The 20,923-nt window shown below is 68.0% G+C and carries 24 protein-coding genes and 1 riboswitch; of the genes, 8 read left to right on the top strand and 16 right to left on the bottom strand.

The genetic code is table 11. The annotated features are described in order from the left end of the window. Positions 1-407, top strand: a 407-nt coding sequence (locus ACWGE0_RS44475; protein ID WP_452266886.1) for a LacI family DNA-binding transcriptional regulator, incomplete at its 5' end; no start/stop codon positions are given. Beyond that, positions 401-1,132: a sugar phosphate isomerase/epimerase family protein gene (locus ACWGE0_RS44480; protein ID WP_452266887.1), complete on the top strand. Its 732-nt coding sequence runs from the start codon at positions 401-403 to the stop codon at positions 1,130-1,132. The genes ACWGE0_RS44475 and ACWGE0_RS44480, both read left to right, overlap by 7 nt. Here ACWGE0_RS44480 and ACWGE0_RS44485 read toward each other — a convergent pair. From ACWGE0_RS44485 to pyrE, 4 genes are read right to left on the bottom strand one after another with little or no spacing between them, the layout of a single operon-like run. Continuing rightward, a complete protein-coding gene (locus tag ACWGE0_RS44485) occupies positions 1,122-2,219 on the bottom strand; it encodes a glycoside hydrolase family 76 protein (RefSeq protein ID WP_452266888.1) in 1,098 nt (365 codons plus the stop codon). The genes ACWGE0_RS44480 and ACWGE0_RS44485 overlap by 11 nt on opposite strands. A 25-nt stretch (positions 2,220-2,244) precedes the next feature. Next, positions 2,245-2,910 carry a TrmH family RNA methyltransferase gene (locus ACWGE0_RS44490; protein ID WP_452266889.1) on the bottom strand — a complete coding sequence of 222 codons (666 nt, stop codon included), beginning with the start codon at positions 2,908-2,910 and terminating at the stop codon, positions 2,245-2,247. Continuing rightward, positions 2,882-3,250: a DUF2784 domain-containing protein gene (locus tag ACWGE0_RS44495; RefSeq protein WP_452266890.1), complete on the bottom strand. Its 369-nt coding sequence runs from the start codon at positions 3,248-3,250 to the stop codon at positions 2,882-2,884. The genes ACWGE0_RS44490 and ACWGE0_RS44495 overlap by 29 nt, the downstream gene beginning before the upstream one ends. A 59-nt stretch (positions 3,251-3,309) precedes the next feature. Beyond that, positions 3,310-3,858, bottom strand: coding sequence for an orotate phosphoribosyltransferase (pyrE, locus tag ACWGE0_RS44500; protein ID WP_319964939.1), 549 nt, complete (start codon positions 3,856-3,858; stop codon positions 3,310-3,312). Positions 3,859-3,929: 71 nt separating this feature from the next. On the opposite strand from pyrE, the gene ACWGE0_RS44505 reads away from it, so the two are divergent. Beyond that, positions 3,930-4,478: a hypothetical protein gene (locus ACWGE0_RS44505; RefSeq protein WP_452266891.1), complete on the top strand. Its 549-nt coding sequence runs from the start codon at positions 3,930-3,932 to the stop codon at positions 4,476-4,478. Here ACWGE0_RS44505 and ACWGE0_RS44510 read toward each other — a convergent pair whose 3' ends face one another. From ACWGE0_RS44510 to ACWGE0_RS44535, 6 genes are all read right to left on the bottom strand, one after another. Beyond that, positions 4,479-4,934 carry a hypothetical protein gene (locus ACWGE0_RS44510; protein WP_452266892.1) on the bottom strand — a complete coding sequence of 152 codons (456 nt, stop codon included), beginning with the start codon at positions 4,932-4,934 and terminating at the stop codon, positions 4,479-4,481. It lies immediately after the preceding gene. Next, on the bottom strand, positions 4,931-5,836 hold the full coding sequence (locus tag ACWGE0_RS44515; RefSeq protein ID WP_452266893.1) for a WXG100 family type VII secretion target: 906 nt from the start codon (positions 5,834-5,836) through the stop codon (positions 4,931-4,933). The genes ACWGE0_RS44510 and ACWGE0_RS44515 overlap by 4 nt, the downstream gene beginning before the upstream one ends. Then, positions 5,833-6,147, bottom strand: a complete 315-nt coding sequence (locus ACWGE0_RS44520) for a hypothetical protein (RefSeq protein ID WP_452266894.1) — start codon at positions 6,145-6,147, stop codon at positions 5,833-5,835. The genes ACWGE0_RS44515 and ACWGE0_RS44520 overlap by 4 nt, the downstream gene beginning before the upstream one ends. A gap of 37 nt (positions 6,148-6,184) precedes the next feature. Further along, positions 6,185-6,958: an SDR family NAD(P)-dependent oxidoreductase gene (locus ACWGE0_RS44525; RefSeq protein ID WP_452266895.1), complete on the bottom strand. Its 774-nt coding sequence runs from the start codon at positions 6,956-6,958 to the stop codon at positions 6,185-6,187. A 49-nt stretch (positions 6,959-7,007) separates the two neighbouring features. Continuing rightward, the gene (locus ACWGE0_RS44530; RefSeq protein WP_452266896.1) at positions 7,008-7,184 is read right to left on the bottom strand and encodes an LPXTG cell wall anchor domain-containing protein; all 177 of its coding nucleotides are present in this window, start codon (positions 7,182-7,184) and stop codon (positions 7,008-7,010) included. A 188-nt stretch (positions 7,185-7,372) separates the two neighbouring features. After that, positions 7,373-8,107, bottom strand: coding sequence for a hypothetical protein (locus ACWGE0_RS44535; RefSeq protein WP_452266897.1), 735 nt, complete (start codon positions 8,105-8,107; stop codon positions 7,373-7,375). Between the two features lie 88 nt (positions 8,108-8,195). Here ACWGE0_RS44535 and ACWGE0_RS44540 point away from each other — a divergent pair, with 88 nt between their 5' ends. Beyond that, positions 8,196-9,359 (top strand): cytochrome P450, encoded by a 1,164-nt coding sequence (locus ACWGE0_RS44540; RefSeq protein ID WP_452266898.1) that lies wholly within the window; start codon positions 8,196-8,198, stop codon positions 9,357-9,359. A gap of 63 nt (positions 9,360-9,422) precedes the next feature. Here ACWGE0_RS44540 and clpB read toward each other — a convergent pair whose 3' ends face one another. Further along, positions 9,423-12,005: an ATP-dependent chaperone ClpB gene (clpB, locus tag ACWGE0_RS44545; RefSeq protein ID WP_452266899.1), complete on the bottom strand. Its 2,583-nt coding sequence runs from the start codon at positions 12,003-12,005 to the stop codon at positions 9,423-9,425. A 78-nt stretch (positions 12,006-12,083) separates the two neighbouring features. After that, positions 12,084-13,442, bottom strand: coding sequence for a chondroitinase-B domain-containing protein (locus ACWGE0_RS44550; RefSeq protein ID WP_452266900.1), 1,359 nt, complete (start codon positions 13,440-13,442; stop codon positions 12,084-12,086). A gap of 62 nt (positions 13,443-13,504) precedes the next feature. Between ACWGE0_RS44550 and ACWGE0_RS44555 the strand changes: the two genes are divergently transcribed. Then, positions 13,505-13,888 carry a VOC family protein gene (locus ACWGE0_RS44555; RefSeq protein ID WP_452266901.1) on the top strand — a complete coding sequence of 128 codons (384 nt, stop codon included), beginning with the start codon at positions 13,505-13,507 and terminating at the stop codon, positions 13,886-13,888. Here the strand turns inward: ACWGE0_RS44555 and ACWGE0_RS44560 are convergent. The 3 genes from ACWGE0_RS44560 to ACWGE0_RS44570 form a co-directional block, all read right to left on the bottom strand. Further along, on the bottom strand, positions 13,786-15,444 hold the full coding sequence (locus tag ACWGE0_RS44560) for an MDR family MFS transporter (RefSeq protein ID WP_452266902.1): 1,659 nt from the start codon (positions 15,442-15,444) through the stop codon (positions 13,786-13,788). The genes ACWGE0_RS44555 and ACWGE0_RS44560 overlap by 103 nt on opposite strands. A 144-nt stretch (positions 15,445-15,588) precedes the next feature. Further along, positions 15,589-15,816 carry a hypothetical protein gene (locus ACWGE0_RS44565; RefSeq protein WP_452266903.1) on the bottom strand — a complete coding sequence of 76 codons (228 nt, stop codon included), beginning with the start codon at positions 15,814-15,816 and terminating at the stop codon, positions 15,589-15,591. 44 nt (positions 15,817-15,860) lie between these two features. Beyond that, positions 15,861-16,493 (bottom strand): pyridoxamine 5'-phosphate oxidase family protein, encoded by a 633-nt coding sequence (locus ACWGE0_RS44570; protein WP_452266904.1) that lies wholly within the window; start codon positions 16,491-16,493, stop codon positions 15,861-15,863. Positions 16,494-16,796: 303 nt separating this feature from the next. On the opposite strand from ACWGE0_RS44570, the gene ACWGE0_RS44575 reads away from it, so the two are divergent. Continuing rightward, a complete protein-coding gene (locus ACWGE0_RS44575) occupies positions 16,797-17,900 on the top strand; it encodes an FAD-binding oxidoreductase (protein ID WP_319964926.1) in 1,104 nt (367 codons plus the stop codon). A gap of 6 nt (positions 17,901-17,906) precedes the next feature. Further along, positions 17,907-17,991, top strand: a riboswitch (ZMP/ZTP riboswitch). Positions 17,992-18,004: 13 nt separating this feature from the next. Further along, positions 18,005-19,222, top strand: a complete 1,218-nt coding sequence (locus tag ACWGE0_RS44580) for a serine hydroxymethyltransferase (protein ID WP_452266905.1) — start codon at positions 18,005-18,007, stop codon at positions 19,220-19,222. Here ACWGE0_RS44580 and ACWGE0_RS44585 read toward each other — a convergent pair. Beyond that, a complete protein-coding gene (locus tag ACWGE0_RS44585; RefSeq protein ID WP_452266906.1) occupies positions 19,205-19,780 on the bottom strand; it encodes a TetR/AcrR family transcriptional regulator in 576 nt (191 codons plus the stop codon). The two genes, ACWGE0_RS44580 and ACWGE0_RS44585, sit on opposite strands and share 18 nt — an antisense overlap. Before the next feature lie 86 nt (positions 19,781-19,866). Between ACWGE0_RS44585 and ACWGE0_RS44590 the strand changes: the two genes are divergently transcribed. Continuing rightward, positions 19,867-20,769: an SDR family oxidoreductase gene (locus ACWGE0_RS44590; RefSeq protein WP_452266907.1), complete on the top strand. Its 903-nt coding sequence runs from the start codon at positions 19,867-19,869 to the stop codon at positions 20,767-20,769. Positions 20,770-20,923: the final 154 nt, after the last annotated feature.

Consider the following 20,923-nt stretch of genomic DNA (forward strand, 5'->3'; position numbering starts at 1 on the left):
CGACCACCGAGGAACGCATCCTCGGCTACCGGCTCGGCCTCGGCCGAGCGGGCCTGAAGTGGGACGAGGCGCTGGTGTCGCAGAGCGGCTGGCTCGCGCCGCTGCTCGACCAGGACGACCCGGCGACCGCGGTCGTGGCCGCTGACCACCTCGTCACGGTCGGCATGCTGCACGAGGCACGTGCCCGCGGCCTGAAACTCGGCACCGATCTGGCCGTCGTCGCGTACGACGAGGTCGAGTGGGCGACGTTGATCGAACCGCCGCTGACCACGCTGGCCCAGCCGGTCGAGGAGATCGGCAGGACCGCGGTGAAGCTGCTGCTGTCCCGGATCGCCGACCCGGAGCGGCCGCCGGAGACCATCCGGCTCTCTCCCTCGCTGATGCACCGGCAGTCCTGCGGATGCTGATCCCCGGCCTCGTCTCGGTGACGTTCCGGCAGCTCACGGTCGAGGAGATCGGTGAGCTGACAACGGAGTGCGGACTGCAGGCCGTGGAGTGGGGCGGCGACGTGCACGTGCCGCCCGGCGACTTCGCGGCGGCACGGCGGGCGTTGGACACCGGCCTGAAGGTGGCGGCGTACGGGTCGTACTACCGCGCGGGTGTGTCCGATCGCGGCGACCTGGCGGCGATCCTGGAGACCGCGGCCGAGCTGGACGCGCCGTTCGTGCGGGTCTGGGCGGGCACCGCCGGGTCGGCCGAATGTCCTGACCGCGCACCGGTGATCGAAGCTCTGCAGCACGCCGTGGAGCACGCCGACGCGATGGGCACCAAGATCGCACTGGAGTACCACCGGAACACCCTGACGGACACCTTGGACTCGACGGTTCAACTGCTCGACGAGGTCGACGGCGTGGTGTCGTACTGGCAGCCGCGCGGAGGGCAGGACGTGTTCTCCGCCGTGCACGAGGTGCGGACGCTGGAACCGGTGACGGCACACGTCTTCTCGTGGGGTCCCGGTGGTTTCACCGAACGGCTGCCGCTCGCCGCGCGCCGCGACATGTGGAAGCCGGTGCTGACCGAGCTCGCGCGCGACGGCATCGAGCGCAACGCGTTGCTGGAGTTCGTGCTCGACGACTCGCCGGAGCAGTTCCGCGAGGACGCCAAGACCTTGCTGAGCTACCTCAAGCAGTAGCCACGTTCAAGCCGTGCCGTTCGAGCAGGGCCGCGGACTCCAGGCACATCCAGCCGCCGAGCTGGACGGACAGGTCGCGTCCCTCGCGCTCGTCCGCCGGGACCGTCCACTCCGGACCGAACAACGGGCCGCTCACCGCCATCACGCGGTTGAGCCAGGCCGCTTCCGCCGACTGGACCACGAGTTCCCTGGCCAGGTCCGCGGTCTCGTGCCGGTCGGGGTCGAGGTCCGGGATGATCAGCGCGGCCTGGGCGAGATAGCGGGTGAGGATGCCCGCGAACAGGCCGCCGTCACCACCGCCCTGGCCCCTGATGACGCCGTTCGTGGCCAGGTCGTCGTGCACCGCGGTGATCGTGCGGGCGGCCTTGTCGAGCCACTTGTCCTGCTGCCCGTGCTGGGCCAGTTCGACACACGCACCGATCAGAACTCCTTGGCAGTACGTGTAGATGTTCTTCTCGTACTCGCGGATGTCACCGTTGGGGTGGACGTGCAGTCCGTCCCACGCGAGGCCGTTGCCGGGGTCGACCAGGTTGTCCTCGACCCAGTCCACGATGGACCGGGCGCGGGCGAGGTCAGCGCGTTCGTTCTGGCGGGCCAGGAAGATCGCGGCCGGGCCGTTCGCCGGCACGTTCTTGAAGTCGTCCTTGCGCTTCCACCAGATGCCACCGCCGGCATGGTCGGTCCAGCCGTCCCGCAGCCGTTCGGCGATGGCGGTGAGCGCCTTGGGTTTCGCGACACCGACCTCGTGCTGCGCGCGTTGCAGCGCGAGGCCGAGCCACGCGATGTCGTCGTAGAAGTCGTTGGTCCAGCCGAGGACGTTGCGCACCCGGATGCCCCGCACGACCTTGGTGATCGCGGTCTTGCGCAGCTCGTTGGGCGAGCGCAGGTAACCGTCGATCATGCAGTCGAGCAGGTGCGCCTGCCACCAGTAGTTGAAGCTGGAGTGCAGCTTGTCCCGGAAGAGCGGGGGCCACGCCCGTGCTCCGAGGAGCGTGCCCGGCACACCCCAGACCCGCCGAAGGTGCCTGGAGTACACCGCGCGCTCCGCGACACCCGCGCGTGCCGCCAGCAGTTTCGCGATCACCACTTGCTCATCGTGAGTGCTTGACCGGTCAAGAAGCTCGATGAATCACCCAGTGGTAGAGACCCATCGCCACAGAAGTCGTCAGGTTGTAACTGCTGACCTGGTCCCGCATGGGCAGCCGGACGATCCTGGTGGCCTTCGCGCGGACCTCCTCCGACAGCCCGTGACGCTCCGAACCGAACGCCAGCACGGCGTTGTCCGGGATCGCGCCCTTCAGCAGATCGCCGTCCGCGTCGAACGCGATCAGCTCGCCCGCGAAGTCGAGGCTCGTGGCTTTGCCGACCGGCAACGCGAAGTGCAGGCCGGCCGATCCCCTGAGCACGTTGGGGTGCCAGGGATCGACGTCACCGGTGGAGATCACCCCGCCCGCGTCGAGACCCGCCGCCACCCGGATGGCGGCACCGAAGTTGCCGAGGTTGCGCGGGTTGTCGAGCAGGACGATCGGAGCACCGCGGTCGAACGGCAGCTCCGGCCGGTCCGCGAACCCAGCGACGCCAGTCGGATGCGTGCGGCCGACCCTGTGCACGAAGGTGGCCCGGTCGACCTCGGTGGCCCGCGAGAAGGCCTCGACCAGGTCCGGCGCGTGCGACTCGGCGAGCTTGACCGCGTCGGCCAGGTTCGTGGTGAGCAACGGGCGCACCTCCGCGCCGAAGCGCAGGGCGTGCTTAACCGTGTGAAAGCCTTCGAGCAGCACGTGCGCCAGCGTAGAACCCGATCCACGAGACGATCACGATCGACCCCAGCACCAGCTGGACCAGCGTCGACGCGCTCTCCGGGTACCAGACGCCGTCGATGTAGTGGTCGATGAACCCGGTCCCGAGCGACGGCATCCCCGCCTCAGCGCGGAAGAACTCCTCCGCGGTCGTGAGCGGGCACGTCACCGGTACCAACAGACTGAGGATCGCCCACGCACCGATCGTCAGATGCGCGTAAATCACGCCACGCCACCGCCATGCGATGAACCCGCCCACGAGCAGGAACGCCAGCACGGCGAAGTGCAGCATCATGACCGCTTCGGCGAAGAACCTGGCCATTCGCACCACCCCGCCTTCCAGACTAAGACGGGGTGGCTCGAAGCGCTCTCGATAAAACCTCAGGCCAGGCCGAGGTCGTTCAGGTCGAGCAGGTACCGGTACTGCAGACCCTCGGCCTCGATGGCCTCCTTGGCGCCCGTGCCGCGGTCGACGACGGTGGCGACACCGATGACGTCAGCACCGTGCTCGCGCAGCGCGGTGACGGCCGTGAGCACCGAACCGCCCGTGGTGGAGGTGTCCTCAACAGCAAGAACACGCTGGCCGCGCACGTCGATGCCCTCGATCTGCCGCTGCATGCCGTGCGCCTTGCTCGCCTTGCGCACCACGAACGCGTCGAGCACGTCACCGTCGATCGCGGCGGAGTGCATCATCGCGTAGGCAACGGGATCCGCACCGAGTGTGAGACCGCCGACAGCGACGAAATCCCAGTCGCTGGTGAGCTGCCGCAGCAGCTTGCCGATCAGGGGAGCCGCCGCGTGGTGCAGCGTCGCCCGCCGCAGGTCGACGTAGTAGTCGGCTTCCTTGCCGCTGGAGAGAGTTACCTTGCCGTGCACCACGGCCAATTCGCTCACGAGACGAGCGAGTTCCGACTTAGCGTTCGCGTCCAAGACCACTTCAGTTCGCACGGGTCGCTAGCTTCGCACACACGGGCCGTCAGTGCCTCGTACCCTGCATCACCGTGAGCATCCTCTACGTGGAACAGCCGTGGACGTCCATGAGCCTGTTGTTCCGGCCGCACTACCGGGTGGAGGTGTTCGACGAACACGACACGCCGGTCATGGTGGTCAGCGAGCGCAGCGGGCCGGGCCTGCAGCGACCGCTGCGGCACACCGGGTTCTCCGGCTGGACGACGTTCGACCTCGACGTCGTGACACCGCACGGCCAGCCGATCATGCACATCGGCAAGCAGTTCGGACGACGCCCGCACGTGCGGGTGAGCACGCCGCAGGGGCAGTTGATCGGGACGATCAAGACGCACAGCGCCTGGCAGCAGTCACTGCACGACGCGAACGGTCAGCAGCTCTGCTTCTTCAGCGACATCGGGCGGATCGAGACCGGCGCACGCGCCAAGCGGGGCGGCAGGCGCGTCCGCCGGGACCACGTCCAGATCAACCCTCAGGTGACCGAGCCGGTGCGCTCGCTGGCGACCGCCTGCGCGGTCGCCTTCGACGTCGTTCGCGGCACCGGGACCAGCCACCTGAGCGGCAGCGGCACCTGGCCGGCCTGACTACCAGGCGTCCTTGCGGAAGTGGCTCGGGCCGTCGTCCTCGTCGTCGTCATCACGGCGCGAACGGGGCGGCGGCTGCTGAGCGGCCGGGTTGCCCGAGGCGATGATGTCGTCGATGTCCTGGCCCTCTTCGATCGCGTTGTAGGCGCGCTGGAGGTCGGGCACACCGACGGCGAGTGCCTTCTGCACACCCTCGTCGTGCACCGCACGGCCAGAGGCGACGTCGGCCCACGACATCTCGCCGGCGTCGACGCGCTGCTGGAGGTCCTTGAGCTCCTTCGGCGCGCCCGGCGACTTCGCGAACCGTTCGATCTCGGCGAGGTCCTGCTCGGAGAGTCCCCGCGACCGGCGCTGCACCTGCGACGCCTCCGTCGCGACCTTCCCGAGGTCGTCGATCTTGGCTTCCACGTTGTCGAACAACGCCTGCAGCCGCGCCTGGTCGTACGGGAACGTCATTGCTGACCACCACCACTGGGAGCCGGAGCCGGCGCGGGAGCGGGAGCAGGGGAGCCACCCGAGCCCGAGCTGGAACGACCGGAGGCCGCGGAACCGGCCTTGCCGAGACTGTAGGCACCCAGACCGACACCGATCGCACCGGACTTCGCGGCGGCCTTGCCGTTGTCGAACTTCTGCTTGCCGTCCTGCACGCCGTCGACCACGTCGAGGAAGTCGTTCACGTCCCTGACGTCCTTGAGCTTCATCAGCGCCGTGCCCATCGCCACGATGCCGTCGACCATGCCCTTGACGCCCTCGATCAGCGTCATGATCGACTGGATGATCTTGCGGATCGCGTCGACGATCTGGATGGCGTCGTAGACCATCCACACCGCGCGGCCCCAGCCGACGACCGGGATCACCGCGGTCATCGCGGCCTCGAGCAGCATCGTGCAGAGCTTGTCGAGCAGGAACAGGGCGATCTTCGTGGCCGAACGGCACGCCGACGCCATGGACTGGAACTTGTTGCCGATGATCCGGGCGACCTGGGAGTCCGCCTCGATCGCGATGACCCACATGGTGTCCATGCGACGCTCGAACGCCTGCGCGGCGCCGCCGTTCCAGTGCGGGTTGAGCTGGCCGACGCCCTCGCCGACGTTGTGCCGCACGGAGTCCAGGGCCTTGGCGACCTGGTCCCACGCGTTGGCGTTGGCGTCGATCTTCTCGAAGTCACCGACCAGCGGGGTGATCAGCGCCTCGATCAGGTTCTCGCCGGTGACCTTCTCGTAGATCCAGTTGACGCCCTGCAGCTTCCACCCGGCAGCTTCCATCAGCTCCTTGGTGGACTGCCGGCCAGGGCGGTCCTCCGCGGCGGCGTTGAGCGCGGCCGAAGGGTCCTGGACGTCTGCGTATGCCGTGGTCATCGGCCACCCCCGGCCTGCTTCATCAGCTGAACGCCGTGAAGGTCGACCTTGTCGTAAGTGTCGGCTGTCTTCTTCAGCGCGTCGGAGTCCTTGAGCATCATCTTGTTCGCGAAGTCCAACGTCTCCCCGTACAGGTTCGCGACACCGGTCACGACGGGGTGCAGCAACGTCAGCAGGCCGGTGAACCCGCTGGTGTCACCGCCCTTGGAGATCGCGTGGTCCTTGATGGTCAGGAAGTGCTGGGCGTTGCGGTCCAGCAGCTCGCTGTACCCGCGCAGCTCGTTCGGTTCGACATGGAACTGTTCGCTCACGAGTGCTCCGACGCGCCGTTCGGCCGAATGGTTCCGCTCAGGTTCGGCCGCGGCCGCCGGCGAAGCGCGACGCCATCTTGCGCACGAGGGCGCGCGGGAGCAGTCGCGAGATGGTCACGATGGCCTTGTACTGCACGCCGGGGATCGACAGCGGCTTGCCGCGGCGCAGGTCACGCAGGGATTCGTGCACCAGCCGGTCGGCGTCCACGTAGAGCCAGCTCGGCGTCTTGGACATGTCGATGTTGGCCCGCTTGTGGAACTCGGTCCGCACGAAACCGGGGCACAGCGCCATGATCCGCACGCCGGAACCCTCGGCCGCGAGGTTCATGCCCTCGGAGAACGTCGTCACCCACGCCTTGTCGGCGCTGTAGCTGGTGCCGCGGCCGGGCAGGAAGCTCGCCACGCTGGACACGTTGATCACGTCGCCCTTGCCGCGGGCGATCATCGGCGGGATCGCGGCCCTGGACAGGCGCAGCACCGTGGCGACGTTGACGTCCAGCTGGGCCTGCAGCTTCTCGATGTCGGCCGCGAAGAACTCGCCGGTGTTGGCGAAACCGGCGTTGTTCACGAGGAGGTCGACCGGCGACTCCGCCAGCCGTGTCTCGACCTTTGCGCGGTCGGTCTTGTCGCTGAGATCAGCCGGCAGGACGTCGACCTGGACGCCGTGACGGTCGCGCAACTTCTGCGCGAGCTCCTCGAGTGCGGACGCGGTGCGCGCGACCAGCACGAGGTCGTATCCCTCAGCCGCGAGCCTGCGGGCGAAGGCGGCCCCGATCCCGACGGTCGATCCGGTCACCAGTGCGGTTGGCATGCCACCGAACGGTAGTCGGAAAATCGCCGGGGTCGAAGGCCGCCGATGATCACACGTCGTGTTTCGCCGGGCGGCGAAGTACGACAAGACGCAGCGCGAGGCCCGAAACGACCAGAGCGACTCCGCCGAACAGCAACCATCCGACCGACGCACCCGTGTTGGCCAGCGTCACGACGGACGCCGTGCCGGCTGCGGCGACGGGCGGAACCAACTTTCCTCCGTACATCGTGCTTCCCTCCGGGGGGTTGGGGACACGACGACTTACGCACGGAGTATCTGAATCGGGCCCGGATGTTTTACACAGAGTGAAGTGTGATGTAGGTCACACCACTTTGGTGACGATTTGGAATAGTGCTGGTTGGGGTGGAACGACGGACGGTACGTATGACCGTCGCTCACCCACCGTCACATGAGTTACGGCTGCTTGCGGCCGAACGACGGCCGGTAGACCTCGCCGCCCTCGTCGTCCTCCGCCACCGGTTCCTCGCGCTCGGAGGGATCCGGGTCGAACGGGTCGATGACGTCCGCGAGCTCACCGACGTCGCGCAGCAGCCGCTCCAGGCGGGCGGGCGACGAGTTCGGCGGCGCGGCGGCCAGCACCCAGTCGTTCTCCATCCAGACGACCGTGACGTCGCCACCGATCTCCTCGGCGGCGTCGATCAGGTCCGGTGTGATGATCTTGCGGGCGGCCGGGACGTCCGTGACGAACGCGTACCGCGAGCCGACCGGGCCGAGCAGGTCGGGCATCGGCATCTTGTCGTTGTCGCGCTGGAACGGGACCGTCGACAGCCAGAGTTCGATGACCACGGTCAACGCCCTGCGGCAGCGCACGCCGACCAGCACCGAGTTGACCTTGCCACCGGTCTCGTGGTCGAGCACGTAGACCTGCCGGCGCCCGTCCGCGGTGAAGGTCGAGCCCGCGACCACGTCCCGGGCGAGCCCGGTGCCGTAGTAGGCGATCGCGCCGGCTTCCCAGCGCGTCGGCAGCACGTGGTCTGTCTCCTCGAACTGCCAGCCGCGCAGGGCAGCCCAACGGCGCCGTTCACGATTTCGGGCGGTTCGTTGCGCACGGTCGGTCGCCAGCAGGGCGAACCCCGCCACACCCGCCACCGCAGCGACGGTGAACCAGACCCACGCCGGTATGTCCACAGCTGAAGCGTAGTGGGTCGGGCGCGCGGAACGAAGATCACTTCCACGCGTCGTGAACTGGGCGCGCCAATTCGACGTGGTTCAGGACATGTCCGCCACGTTCCCGTTCACCACGCCGCGCTCGTTGGACAACGAGCCGGAGGCCCAGCAACTCCTCGCCTCCGAGGGACCCGTCGTGCTCGCGAAGATGGGTCCGATCGACATCTGGCTGGCGTTGTCCTACGCCGCCTGCAGACAGGTCCTCACCGATCCGCGTTTCAGTCGCGAGGAGGCCACCCGCCCCGGTGGCCCCGTCACGATCCCGTCCGCGGCCAACCCGCTGGTCCTCACCTCGATGGAGGGCCGCAAACACGCCCGCACCCGCAAACTCGTGGCCTCCGCGTTCAGCCCGCGCATGGTCGCCACCCTCGAACCCCGCGTCCAGGCGATCGTCGACGCACTGCTGGACGCCCAGCCAACAGACCTCGTCGCCGGTCTCTGCACCCCGCTGCCCACGATGGTCATCTGCGAGCTGCTCGGAGCGCCCTACTCCGACGCTCCCGACATCCGCCGCTGGACCGGCGTGCTCATGACGTCCGTCCTCACGCCGGAAGAGCTTCGCCAGGCCGAGAACGACATGCAGGGCTTCCTCGCCGACCTGGTGGAGGAGAAGCGAGTCCGGCCCGACGACAAACTGATCACCGCCCTCGTCGAGGCCCACGACGAAGGCGGTCACCTCACGTCGGCCGAGATGCTCGCGAACCTGCAGATGCTGCTGGCCGCGGGCCACGACACGACGGTCAACCAGCTGAGCAACTCCCTGCTGACGTTGCTGAGGCACCCTGCGGAGATGCGCCGGCTGATCGACGACCCGGCGTTGATCGGCTCGGCCGTCGAGGAACTGCTGCGCTACTCCCGGCTGATGGCCGCGACCCTCCCGCGGGTCACCACCGAAGCGGTCGAGCTGGACGGCGTGCAGCTGGAGAAGGGCGCCGCGGTGCTGCCGATCCTCTCCTCGGCCAACCGGGATCCTGCGGTGTTCCCGGATCCTGACCGGCTGGACCTCGGCCGTGCCGACGCGGCACCGCTGGCGATGGGCTTCGGGCCGCACTACTGCCTGGGCGCGCAGCTCGCGAAGCTGGAGCTGCGGATCGCGCTGACCTCGGTGCTGAAACGGTTCCCGGGGCTGGAGCTGGCCGTCGACGAGTCCGAGTTGGCGTACCGGATGGAGACCAACGTCCGTGCGCTGGTCTCGCTGCCGGTGAATTGGTGAGTTACCGCGGTACGACGAAGCGGCCCCGCCGATCAGGCGGGGCCGCCTCGAAACGCACCTGGCTCAGGCGCTGCGGCCCACGATCAGGCCCGAGTTGTCGTCCAGCACGTCCACCCGAACCGTGTCGCCGTCGCGCACCTCACCGGCCAGCAGCTCCTTCGCCAGCTGGTCGCCGATCGCCGACTGCACCAGCCGCCGCAGCGGCCGGGCCCCGTAGATCGGGTCGAAACCGTTGAGTGCCAGCCAGTCCCGTGCCGACGCCGTCACGTCCAGGGTCAGCCGGCGGGCGGCCAGGCGGTTCGCCAGGCGGGTGATCTGGATGTCCACGATGGACGTCAGTTCCTCGGTGGCGAGCGCGTGGAACACCACGACGTCGTCGAGCCGGTTCAGGAACTCCGGCTTGAAGTGCCGTTGCACCACCGACAGCACGGCGTCCTTGCGTTCCATCTCGGTCATCGACGGGTTCGTGATGGCCTGCGAGCCCAGGTTCGAGGTGAGCACCAGGATCGTGTTGCGGAAGTCGACGGTGCGGCCCTGGCCGTCGGTCAGGCGGCCGTCGTCGAGCACCTGCAACAGCACGTCGAACACGTCCGGGTGCGCCTTCTCGACCTCGTCGAGCAGCACGACCGAGTACGGGCGGCGGCGGACCGACTCGGTCAGCTGGCCGCCCTGGTCGTAGCCGACGTAGCCGGGAGGCGCGCCGACCAGGCGGGCCACCGAGTGCTTCTCGGAGTACTCGCTCATGTCGATGCGGATCATCGCCCGCTCGTCGTCGAACAGGAACGCCGCCAGCGCCTTGGCCAGCTCGGTCTTGCCGACGCCGGTGGGGCCGAGGAACAGGAACGACCCCGTCGGGCGGTCCGGGTCCGCGACGCCGGCACGTGTCCGGCGCACGGCGTCCGACACGACCCGCACGGCCTCGGCCTGGCCGACGACCCGGCGGGCGAGTTCGTCCTCCATCCGCAGCAGCTTGGCGGTCTCGCCCTCCAGCAGGCGTCCGGCCGGGATGCCTGTCCACGCCGCCACGACGTCCGCGACGTCGTCGGGGCCGACCTCCTCCTTGAGCATGGCATCGTCCTGAGTGGACTCGGACGCCGCCTCAAGGTCCTTTTCCAGCGCGGGAATCCGGCCGTAGCGGAGTTCGGCGGCGCGGCCGAGGTCGCCGTCGCGCTCGGCCCGTTCGGACTCGCCGCGCAACGACTCCAGCTGCTCCTTCAGCGTCCGCACTCGGTCGATGGAGCCCTTCTCGTTCTGCCACCTGGCCGTCAGGGCGGACAGCTCCTCGCGCTTCTCCGCCAGCTCGGCGCGCAGGGCGTGCAGCCGTTCCACCGACGCGAGGTCGGATTCCTTGGCCAGCGCCATTTCCTCGATCTCGAGCCGGCGCACGGCACGTTCGACGGTGTCGATCTCGACCGGACGGGAGTCGATCTCCATGCGCAGCCGGGACGCGGCCTCGTCGACGAGGTCGATCGCCTTGTCCGGCAGGAAGCGCGCGGTGATGTAGCGGTCGGACAACGTCGCCGCGGCAACGAGAGCGGCGTCGGTGATGCGCACGCCGTGGTGCACCTCGTAGCGCTCCTTGAGACCGCGCAGGATGCCGACGGTGTCCTCCACCGACGGCTCGCCGACCAGGACCTGCTGGAAGCGGCGTTCCAGGGCGGCGTCCTTCTCGATGTGCTCGCGGTACTCGTCCAGCGTCGTCGCGCCGACCATGCGCAGCTCGCCGCGGGCCAGCATCGGCTTGATCATGTTGCCGGCGTCCATGGCCGACTCGCCGGTCGCGCCCGCACCGACGATCGTGTGCAGCTCGTCGATGAACGTGATGACCTGGCCGGCCGAGTCGGTGATCTCCTTCAGCACGGCCTTGAGCCGCTCCTCGAACTCACCGCGGTACTTGGCGCCCGCGACCATCGAGCCGAGATCCAGGGCCACGACCTTCTTGCCGCGCAACGACTCCGGCACGTCGCCTGCCACCACGCGCTGCGCCAGGCCCTCGACGATCGCCGTCTTGCCGACGCCGGGTTCGCCGATCAGCACCGGGTTGTTCTTGGTGCGCCGGGACAACACCTGCACGACCCGGCGGATCTCGGCGTCACGGCCGATCACCGGGTCGAGCTCGCCCTTGCGCGCACGTTCGGTCAGGTCGACGCCGTACTTCTCCAGCGCCTTGTAGGTGCCCTCCGGGTCCGCCGACGTCACCCTCGCCGAACCGCGCACCTTCGTGAAGGCCTCGGTCAGCGCGTCGGGCGTCGCACCGTGCCGGCGCAACAGGTCGGCCACCTGGCCGCCGTGCTGCGCCAGCCCGACGAGCAGGTGCTCGGTGGACACGTACTCGTCACCCATCTCGGTGGCGAGCTCCTGTGCCTTGCCGAGCACCCGCACGGCGTCGCGCGAGAGTTGCGGGGCGGACACGGTCGAGCCGGAGGCGCTGGGCAACGAGCGGGAGAGCTGCTCCAGCTCCTTGCGCACCTGCGCCGGGTCGGCACCCACCGCCGACAGCAACGGGGCGGTCAACCCGTCCGTCTGCGCCAGCAGTGCACTGAGCAGGTGCACGGAACCCACGTCCGGGTTCCCGTTGAGCGTTGCGGCCTGCACCGCCGCGGAAACCGCCTGCTGCGTCTTGGTCGTCGGGTTGAAAGCGTCCATTCCTCCACCTCGTGGTCAGCCTCAAGCATGGACCATCATCCCGCACAACGTCAGAAAAGTTGAGCGTGTTCCGCTCAACTATGAGAACGGGCCCACATCACTGACCGTCAACGGCTTGCGCACCGGCCGTGACCAGCTCGATGCCTCCACCGCTCCAACGTCCGGCGGAGACAAGCGGTTGCGCCCGAGAACGTCGTACTTGCCGTACCCGCGCACACCGGCCCGCAACGCGACCTCGGTCGGCTCCAGCAACCCGTGCGAGCCCCGCACCAGCGCGGGATCCGCCAGCACGAACCCAGGCCCCGACACTCCCGGCTGCGGCGACCACACCACGTTGCCACCGTAGACAGGCCTCGTGACAGTGGCCGCGTTGCCGACACCGAGGCCACCGGCAGCGCTGACCAGGTTGTTCGCGAACGTCAGATCCTCCGGCGGCTTGACCCCGCCACCGAAGTCGACGCCGCGGCCACCCGTCGCGACGAACGAGTTGCCGGTGACGACCGCCTTGCGCACCTGCGCGTGCCCGACGAACGGACCCGACGGCGGCACTCCTGGCGGCGGGTTCCCCGGCTTCTCGTCGCCCGCGAACATCAGGAAGGCGTCCTCGATCGTCTCGACGTAGTTGTCGGTGATGACGTGGTCGTCCTCGCTCAACCGGATCCCGTGCGCGGCCTTGAGCCCGTCGGCGAACACGAAGTTCCCGTGGATCACGTTGGCCTGGCCTGCCCGGATGTTGATCTCGCCGGCCGACTCGCGGACCGTGTTGAAGCGGAAGGTGTTCGCCGAGCTCTTCAGCGACAGGATCTCGGCGTCGCCGGACAGCCGGACCAGCAGGTTGTACTCGAACACCGCACCGGCGTGGAAGTAGTCGCCGGGCGGCCCGAACCCGCCGACGCGCAGCGCCTCGCCCCCTTGCACACCGGAAGCGAGATCGTGCAGGTAGTTGTGGTCGACGAGGGTGTTCGTCGGCGTGAACGGGTTCTTGCCGATCTGCACCATGTGGCCCTGTTGCGCCTTCGGGCCCATCTCGTTGTGGTCGACCCTGTTGCGATCGCCTCTTTGCCCGTGGACCTGCACGAACTCCGCGGCCGACGACCGGAACAGGCTGCGGGTGATCCGCGCGCCGACCGTGTTGTCGAGCCGGAGGTTCGCACTGCCGGTGAACGTGAAGCCCTCGACGGTGACGCCCGAACCCGTGACGATCACGGTCCCGGCGGCGAACCCGGCACCCAAACGCTTGCGCGCTTTCAGGTGCACCCCGTCCGCGCCGACCGTGACCGGCGCATACGTGCCGTCTTCCACGACAACGCACGCACCGCGTCGAGCGATCGCTTCTGCCAACGCGGCGTCCGTCGCCACCGACGTGCAGCGTGCCGCAGCCGCCACGCCCGGTACGAGCAGGCCGGCTATGAGCACAGCTGGAACCAACAGCCTCATGGAACGCGCCCTCTCCCGAAAATCGGGCGGCGGTTCCCCCAGGCTAGGCGAAGATCAGCCCCATGACCTCAATCATCCACAACGTCACCGTCGACGCCCGCGACTCCTACGAGATCGCCTCGTGGTGGGGCCAGGTTCTCAACCTGCCGCTGCACCCCGAGGACAACCCCGGCGACCCGGAGTGCATGGTCGTGCTGCCGAGCGGCATCAACTACCTCTTCATCAACGTCCCCGAGGGCAAAGAGCTGAAGAACCGCCTGCACATCGACCTGCAGCCGACCGACGGCACCCGCGACCAGGAGGTGGAACGCCTGGTCGGCATCGGCGCGACGATCTTCGACGATCAGCGCAGGCCGGACGGCACCGGCTGGGTCACCATGCGCGACCCCGAGGGCAACGAGTTCTGTGTGGAACGCAGCGCAGCCGAACGCGCCGCGACCTCCTGATCGCCGTCACTCGAAAGGACCAACAGCTTGTCCACAGCGGAGGTCGAGTTGTCCACAATCCGCTGTTCAGTATCCACAGGTGAATCAAGCTCAGTGGCGACCGTCTGTGCACCAGAACCCGTTGGGGTGACATCCACGGAGTCCCGCAACGGCTGTTCCTTGATCAACAGCACAGCGATCACCGTGAACACCGCGAGACCGGCGGCGATCAGGAACAGCTCACCCATCGCGTCGCCATAGGAGTCCCGCACCACTGGGGAGAGGGAGCCGCGGTCGAGCGTCTTGGTGCTCACGTGGGCCGCCAGCACGGCGCCCAGCACCGAGACGCCGGCCGTCCCGCCCAGCGACCGCAGGAACGTGGCCGTGGAGCTGGCCGCACCGAGGTCCGCCATCCCCACGCCGTTCTGCACGGCCAGCACCAGGTTCTGCATGGTCAGCCCGACCCCGACGCCCACCAGCGCCAGGTAGGCGCCCATCAGCACCAGGTTCGTGCCGTGGTCGATCGTGCCGAGCAACGCCAGCCCGATGACCAGCGAGAACGCACCCCAGACCAGGTAGCTCTTCCACCTGCCGCTCTTGGCGATCAGCTGCCCGCTGACCGTCGACGAGATGCTCAGCCCCAGCACCAGCGGCACGGTCAGCAACCCGGCCTTGGTCGGCGAGAACCCGCGCGCGATCTGGAAGTACTGCCCCATGAACACCGAGGCCCCGAACATCGCCGTGCCGACCGCGATGCCACCGAGCATCGCCAGCACCACGGTCCGGTTCTTGAACAGGTGCAGCGGGATGACCGGAGAGCTGGCCCGCTGCTCGACGAAGTAGGCGCCGACGATGGCCAGCACCGCGCCACCGACGAAGAGGGCGCTCGCCCCGCTGATCCAGTCGAAGTTCTTGCCGGCGAACGACACCCACATCAGCACGAGGCTCACCCCGCCCGTGATGAGCGTGGCGCCGAGGTAGTCGATCTTCACGTGCTGCTTCTTGGTGGGCAGGTGCAGCGTCTTGTGCAGCACGGCCAGCGCCACCAACGCCAACGGCACGCAGACGAAGAAGCACCAGCGCCAGCCGGGCCAGTCGACGACGAACCCGCCGACCAGCGGACCGCCGACGGTGCCCGCGGAGATCACCATGCCGGTGTAGCCGCTGTACCTCCCGCGCTCACGCGGGCTGAGCAACGCGCCGACCACGACCTGGCCGAGCGCCTGCACACCGCCCATGCCCAGGCCCTGGACGACCCGGAACGCGATGAGCTGCTCCATGTTCTGACTCAGCCCGGACAACACCGAGCCGACGACGAACAACACGATGCTGACCTGCAACAGCATCTTCTTGTCGAAGAGGTCCGCGAGCTTGCCCCACAGCGGCGTGCTCGCGGTGGACGCGAGCAGCATCGCCGTGATGACCCAGGTGTACTGGGTCTGCGTGCCCTTGAGCTCGGCCAGGATCGTCGGGAGTGCGTTCGAGACGATGGTGGAGCTGAGGATCGCGACCAGCAGCGCTACCCAGATGCCGGAAAGCGCTTCGAGGATCTCCCGATGCGACGAGGGCCGGTTCAAGCACACCTCCAGTAGTTAGTTGATGCCATACAACTATATCTGGAGATAGTTAGCTAGGCCAACTAATTCGGTGGCTGATGGGTCACACCACAGCGTCGGCGCGGCCGCTGGAGCGACACCTGCGCGCTCATGGGGCCTGTGCGCTCATGAGGCTTGGGCGGCCATCGCGGAACTCAACATCCCGGCCAGATCACCCTCGACGTGCCGTCCCGACGGCTCCCCGGTAGCCCTCAGCGCCGCCTCCGCTGCCCGCGCCACCCGCTGAATCATCAGCCCGGCAGCGGCAAAGGCCTCAGGAGAAGCGTCCGGCGCCTGCGCCACCCATCGGGCGGGCAGGTCGCCGGACATGATCGAACAGAAGACACACGGCACACCACCATGTGACCAGAACAGCGAGGCCGACCGGAACTGCCAGGTCAGTCGCTCGCGGTGGCGCCCTTGTCCGCCTTGACCCCGAAGAAGTCGCCGCCCTTGCGCTTGACGTCGTCGGTGCCCCAGTCCCGGACGCGGTCGACCGGGATCATCCGGGGGATGTGCTTGCGGCAGTGGATGTAGGCCTCCTGCACCTCGACCACCACCCACCGCTCGATCCGCCGGTCGTCCCCGACGAACTCGGCGAACTCCTCCTGGGGCGCGACCCGCGCGCGCCCGTTCACGTGCAGTCCGATCAGGTCGTCGGCGAAGTCCACCATCAGCATCCCGACGTGCGGGTTCTCCATGATGTTGCCGAGGGACGCCATCACGCCGTTGCCCCGGTACTCGGGGTACACGACCGTCTTGGAGTCGACCACGCGCAGGAACCCGGCAGGACCGGCCCGCAGCGTGGAGTCGCACTCCCCGTCGGCATCGGCGGTCGAGATGAACGCCATCTCCATCCGGCCCACGAACTCGGCCATCGCGGGGTTGAGGTGATCCAGGACCTGGTCCGAGTAGAAGCGTGTGGCGCGGTCCTGTGTCTCCAGGGCACATTGGAGGAAGTGCTCACCGCGTGAGCCAGGTAGCTCAACACGGTCGGGTGAGGTGGTTTCAGTCAGCTCAGGCAGGGACACGCGCCCAACCCAAGCACGCAAGCACGCAACCCGGTACAGACGGACCCTCACATTCACACTGTTGCGGTAACAACTAGTTGCGTACGGTAATCGTGCTTCGCTCGAAGGTGGCATCAAGGAGTCAAACAGCCCGATCAGGGGTTACTGTCCACCCTGTCGGGGGACGGATGCTTGACGAGGACGACAGCGCCTTGCTGGCGCCAATCAGATTGTGGAGACTGCGCGCGGACCATGACTGCGAACGCTGTGCTGAGCCCGATCCCTACCCCGCCTCACCGAGAACCTCCGCCTGGTGTCACCGCGATGGTGCGGATGATCCGGGAGAGCTTCGCGGTGGTGGAGCCGCATTCCGAAGAAGTGGCGAAGTTCTTCTACGGGATGCTCTTCTCGCTCTCGCCTGCCACACGCGAGATGTTCCCCGCGAACATGGAGGTCCAACGCAGCCGCCTGCTGCGGGCCCTCGTGCACGTGGTGCAGATGGTCGACCGTCCGGACGACCTCATCCCCTTCCTGCGTCAGCTGGGCCGTGACCACCGGAAGTTCGGTGTCATCAACGTCCACTACGAGGCCGTGGGGACCGCACTGCTGTCCGCGGTGAAGAAGTTCTCCGGCGCCGCCTGGACGCCGAAGGTCGAAATGGCCTGGGCCGAGGCCTACACGCTGATGGCGCGAGCCATGCAGGAGGCCGCCGACGCCGACAACGGGCCCGCGTACTGGCACGCGACGGTGCTGGAGCACCAGCGCGTGTCGTGGGACCTGGCGGTCGTGCGGCTGCAGCCTGACCACCCCGTCAACTACAAGGCCGGTCAGTACGTCAGCGTGGAGACGCCGCAGCGCAAGCGCCTGTGGCGGTACTACTCGCCGGCGAACGCCCCGCGTGAAGACGGCGTCATCGAGTTCCACATCCGGTCCGTCGACGGCGGCTGGGTGTCACGCTCGGTCGTCGGCCACACGCAGGCCGGTGACACCTGGCGCATCGGTCCGCCGATGGGACGTCTGTCGGTCGATCGCACGGCCGGCTCGGACATCCTGATGGTGGCCGGCGGCACGGGCGTCGCGCCGATGCACGCGATCATCGACGAGATGGCGCAGTACGGCGAGAACCCGCGCGTGCACCTGTTCTACGGCGGCCGCACCCGCGAGGACCTGTACGACCTGGACAACCTGCAACGCATCGCGACCACGAACCCGTGGCTCACGGTCGTGCCGGTGCTGGAGTCGGACCCCGGTGTCCGCGGCGTCGAGCAGGGCAGCCTGGCCGACGTGGTCACTCGCTACGGCGCGTGGGAAGAACGTGACGTCCTGGTCTGCGGCAGCCCCGCCATGATCAGATCGACGGTCTCCCGCATGCTGGTCGCCGGAACTCCGCTCGACCGGATCAAGTACGACCCGTTCACGCTGGACTAAGCTCGGCACGTCGAAAGCGACTGGCGTGCCGAGGGTGGAAGTGACCACCGGGAAGCGACGGCCGAGCGCACCGAACGCCTGGGTGCCCGGCACGGAGTGATGCCGTGCTGCACGAAGTCGATCCCGAGATCGCCACCCTGATCCAGGCCGAACAACGCCGCCAGGCGAGCAAACTGCGCATGATCGCGTCCGAGAACGACGTGTCGGCGGCGGTGCTTGAGGCGACGGGCTCAGTCCTGACGAACAAGTACTCCGAGGGCTACCCCGGCAAGCGGTACTACGAGGGCCAGCAGATCATCGACCAGGTCGAACAGCTCGCCATCGACCGGGCGAAAGCACTGTTCGGCGTGGACCACGCGAACGTCCAGCCGCTCTCCGGCGCACCGGCGAACCTCGCCGTCTACCTGGCGTTCCTGCAGCCGGGCGACACCGTGATGGGCATGTCGCTCCCGATGGGCGGCCACCTCACCCACGGCTGGAACGTGTCCGCCACCGGTAAGTGGTTCCACGCGGTGCAGTACGACGTCCGCAAGGACACCGGCGTCGTCGACATGGACGAGGTCCGCACCCTCGCCCTGGCCGAACGCCCGAAGGTGATCTTCTGCGGCGGCACCGCGATCCCGCGCACGATCGACTTCCCGGCCTTCGCCGAGATCGCCAAGGAGATCGACGCGGTCCTGGTGGCCGACATCGCGCACATCGCCGGCCTGGTCGCAGGCGGCGCACACCCGTCACCGGCCGGCCACGCCCAAGTGATCACCACGACCACGCACAAAACGCTGCGAGGCCCCCGCGGCGCGATGATCCTGTGCGACGCCGAACACGCCAAAGCGATCGACCGCGCCGTGTTCCCCGGCCTCCAAGGCGGCCCGCACGACCACACGACCGCCGCAATCGCCGTGGCGCTCAAGGAAGCCTCACAGCCTGAGTTCCGCGACTACGCCCACGCGATCGTCGCGAACGCCAAGGCCCTGGCCGACGCACTCCTGGACCGCGGCTTCGACCTGGTCTCCGGCGGCACCGACAACCACCTGATCCTGGTCGACCTGACCTCGAAACAACTGGGCGGCAAGCCGGCGGCCCGCGCCCTGGACCGCGCAGGCATCGAACTGAACTACAACGCCGTCCCCTACGACACCCGCAAGCCGTTCGACCCGTCCGGCATCCGCCTGGGCACCCCCGGCATCACCACCCGAGGCCTCCAGCCGTCCCAGATGCCGCTGATCGCCGACTGGATCGACCGAGCCATCACCGCCCACGACAACGACCAGGCCCTGGACCGCATCGCTGCCGAGGTCGAAGAACTACTCAGCACGCTCTAACGCGGCAGCCGCAACCCGAACCTCTTCGAGCGTCCGGCGGGCGACTTCCCCGAAGTCCCCGCCGGCCTCGAGCCACTCGCCATACCCCCGCCGAAGCGCCAACACCCCCAACTCGGCAGCAACGGCAGCATCAAGCTCCGCCACGCCCCGCCGCTCCAACGCCTCAACCATCGTGCGGGCAAACCCGGCCATCTTGAGCGCGTCCCTCTCCCGCAACTCGTCGTTGCCCGCAATCACCGCCAGCCGCCGAGGCCCGTTGGCCCGCCGCTCCTCGGTGAACGTGACCGCGATCGCCACCAGCGCCCCCTCGACCGCCACCAGCGCCCCAGCCCCCTCAGGCGCACCATCGATCCCCGCGACCAACAACTCGACCAACTCGTCCTGGCCGCCGAACAACACCTCGCGCTTGTCCCGAAAGTGCCGGAAGTACGTGCTCTTCGTGAGCCCGGCCCGCTCGGCAATCTGCGCAACCGCCGTGTTCTCGTACCCCTGCTCGCTGAACAGGTCGAGCGCAGCACGCACCAACCGCTCCCGCGCGTCCGGCTCCCATCGACCCATAGCCCACATCCTAAGTGATGCGACTTGGTCTCATCACTCTGCTACGGTTGATGAGACCAAGTCCCATCACTCACGGGAGTCGTTCCATGAAGGTCTTCGTCACCGGCGCCAGCGGCCACGTCGGCTCGGCACTCGTCCCAGAACTCCTGCGAGCAGGCCATCAGGTAATCGGCCTGGCCCGCTCAGACACCTCAGCAACCAAACTCACCGACCAAGGCGCCATCGCCCATCGCGGCGACCTGGACGACCTGGACGCCCTCCGCAAGGGCGCAGCCGAAGCAGACGCCGTGATCCACCTGGCCTTCAAACACGAGGAAATGTTCCGCGGCGACTACAAAGCCGCCTCCGACGCCGACGTAGCAGTGGTCCGCGCCTTCCTGGACGAACTGTCCGGCACCACCAAGCCCCTCATCGGCACCGGCGGCACCCTGACCTACTCCGGACTGGGCCACACCGCCACCGAAGAAGAACGCGTCCCCGACGACCACAGCCGAGGCACCGCAAGAAACCTGATCATCGACGCCCACCACGTCCGAGGCTCGGTCGTAGTCCTGCCCCCAACCGTCCACAGTGAACTGGACACAGCAGGCTTCATCCCCCTGCTCATCAAAACCGCCCGCACCACCGGCATCTCCGGCTACCCGGGCGACGGCACGAACCGCTGGTCCGCCACCCACACCCTGGACGCGGCCCGCCTCTACCGCCTCGCCGTGGAAAAGGCCCCCGCAGGCGCAGTGCTGCACGCAGTAGCCGAGGAAGCCGTGCCACTGAAGACAATCGCCGAAGCCATCGGCCGACACCTGAACGTGCCGGTAGCAAGCATCCCTCTGGAACAAGCACAGGACCACTTCGGCCCACTGGCCAACATGGTCGCCCGCGACGCCCCAACCTCCGGCGCACGCACAAAGGCGCTACTGGGCTGGGAACCAAAGGAACCCAGCCTCCTGGAGGACCTGGAGTCCGGGTTCTACTTCGAAGAAGCACGCTGATCAACGCAATGCCGAAGGCGAGCCGACCCGAAGGCGAAGCCGAGGCGCCCTAGGCGATGGCGAAGCCGAGCTGCTTGAAACGGGAGGTTCCGGTGGATGGTCCCGTCACGAGTCGTGCCTCAGCACTTGCTGCAACCAGGCAGGGGTGTCAACT

This window comes from Lentzea sp. NPDC054927 (assembly GCF_053610285.1).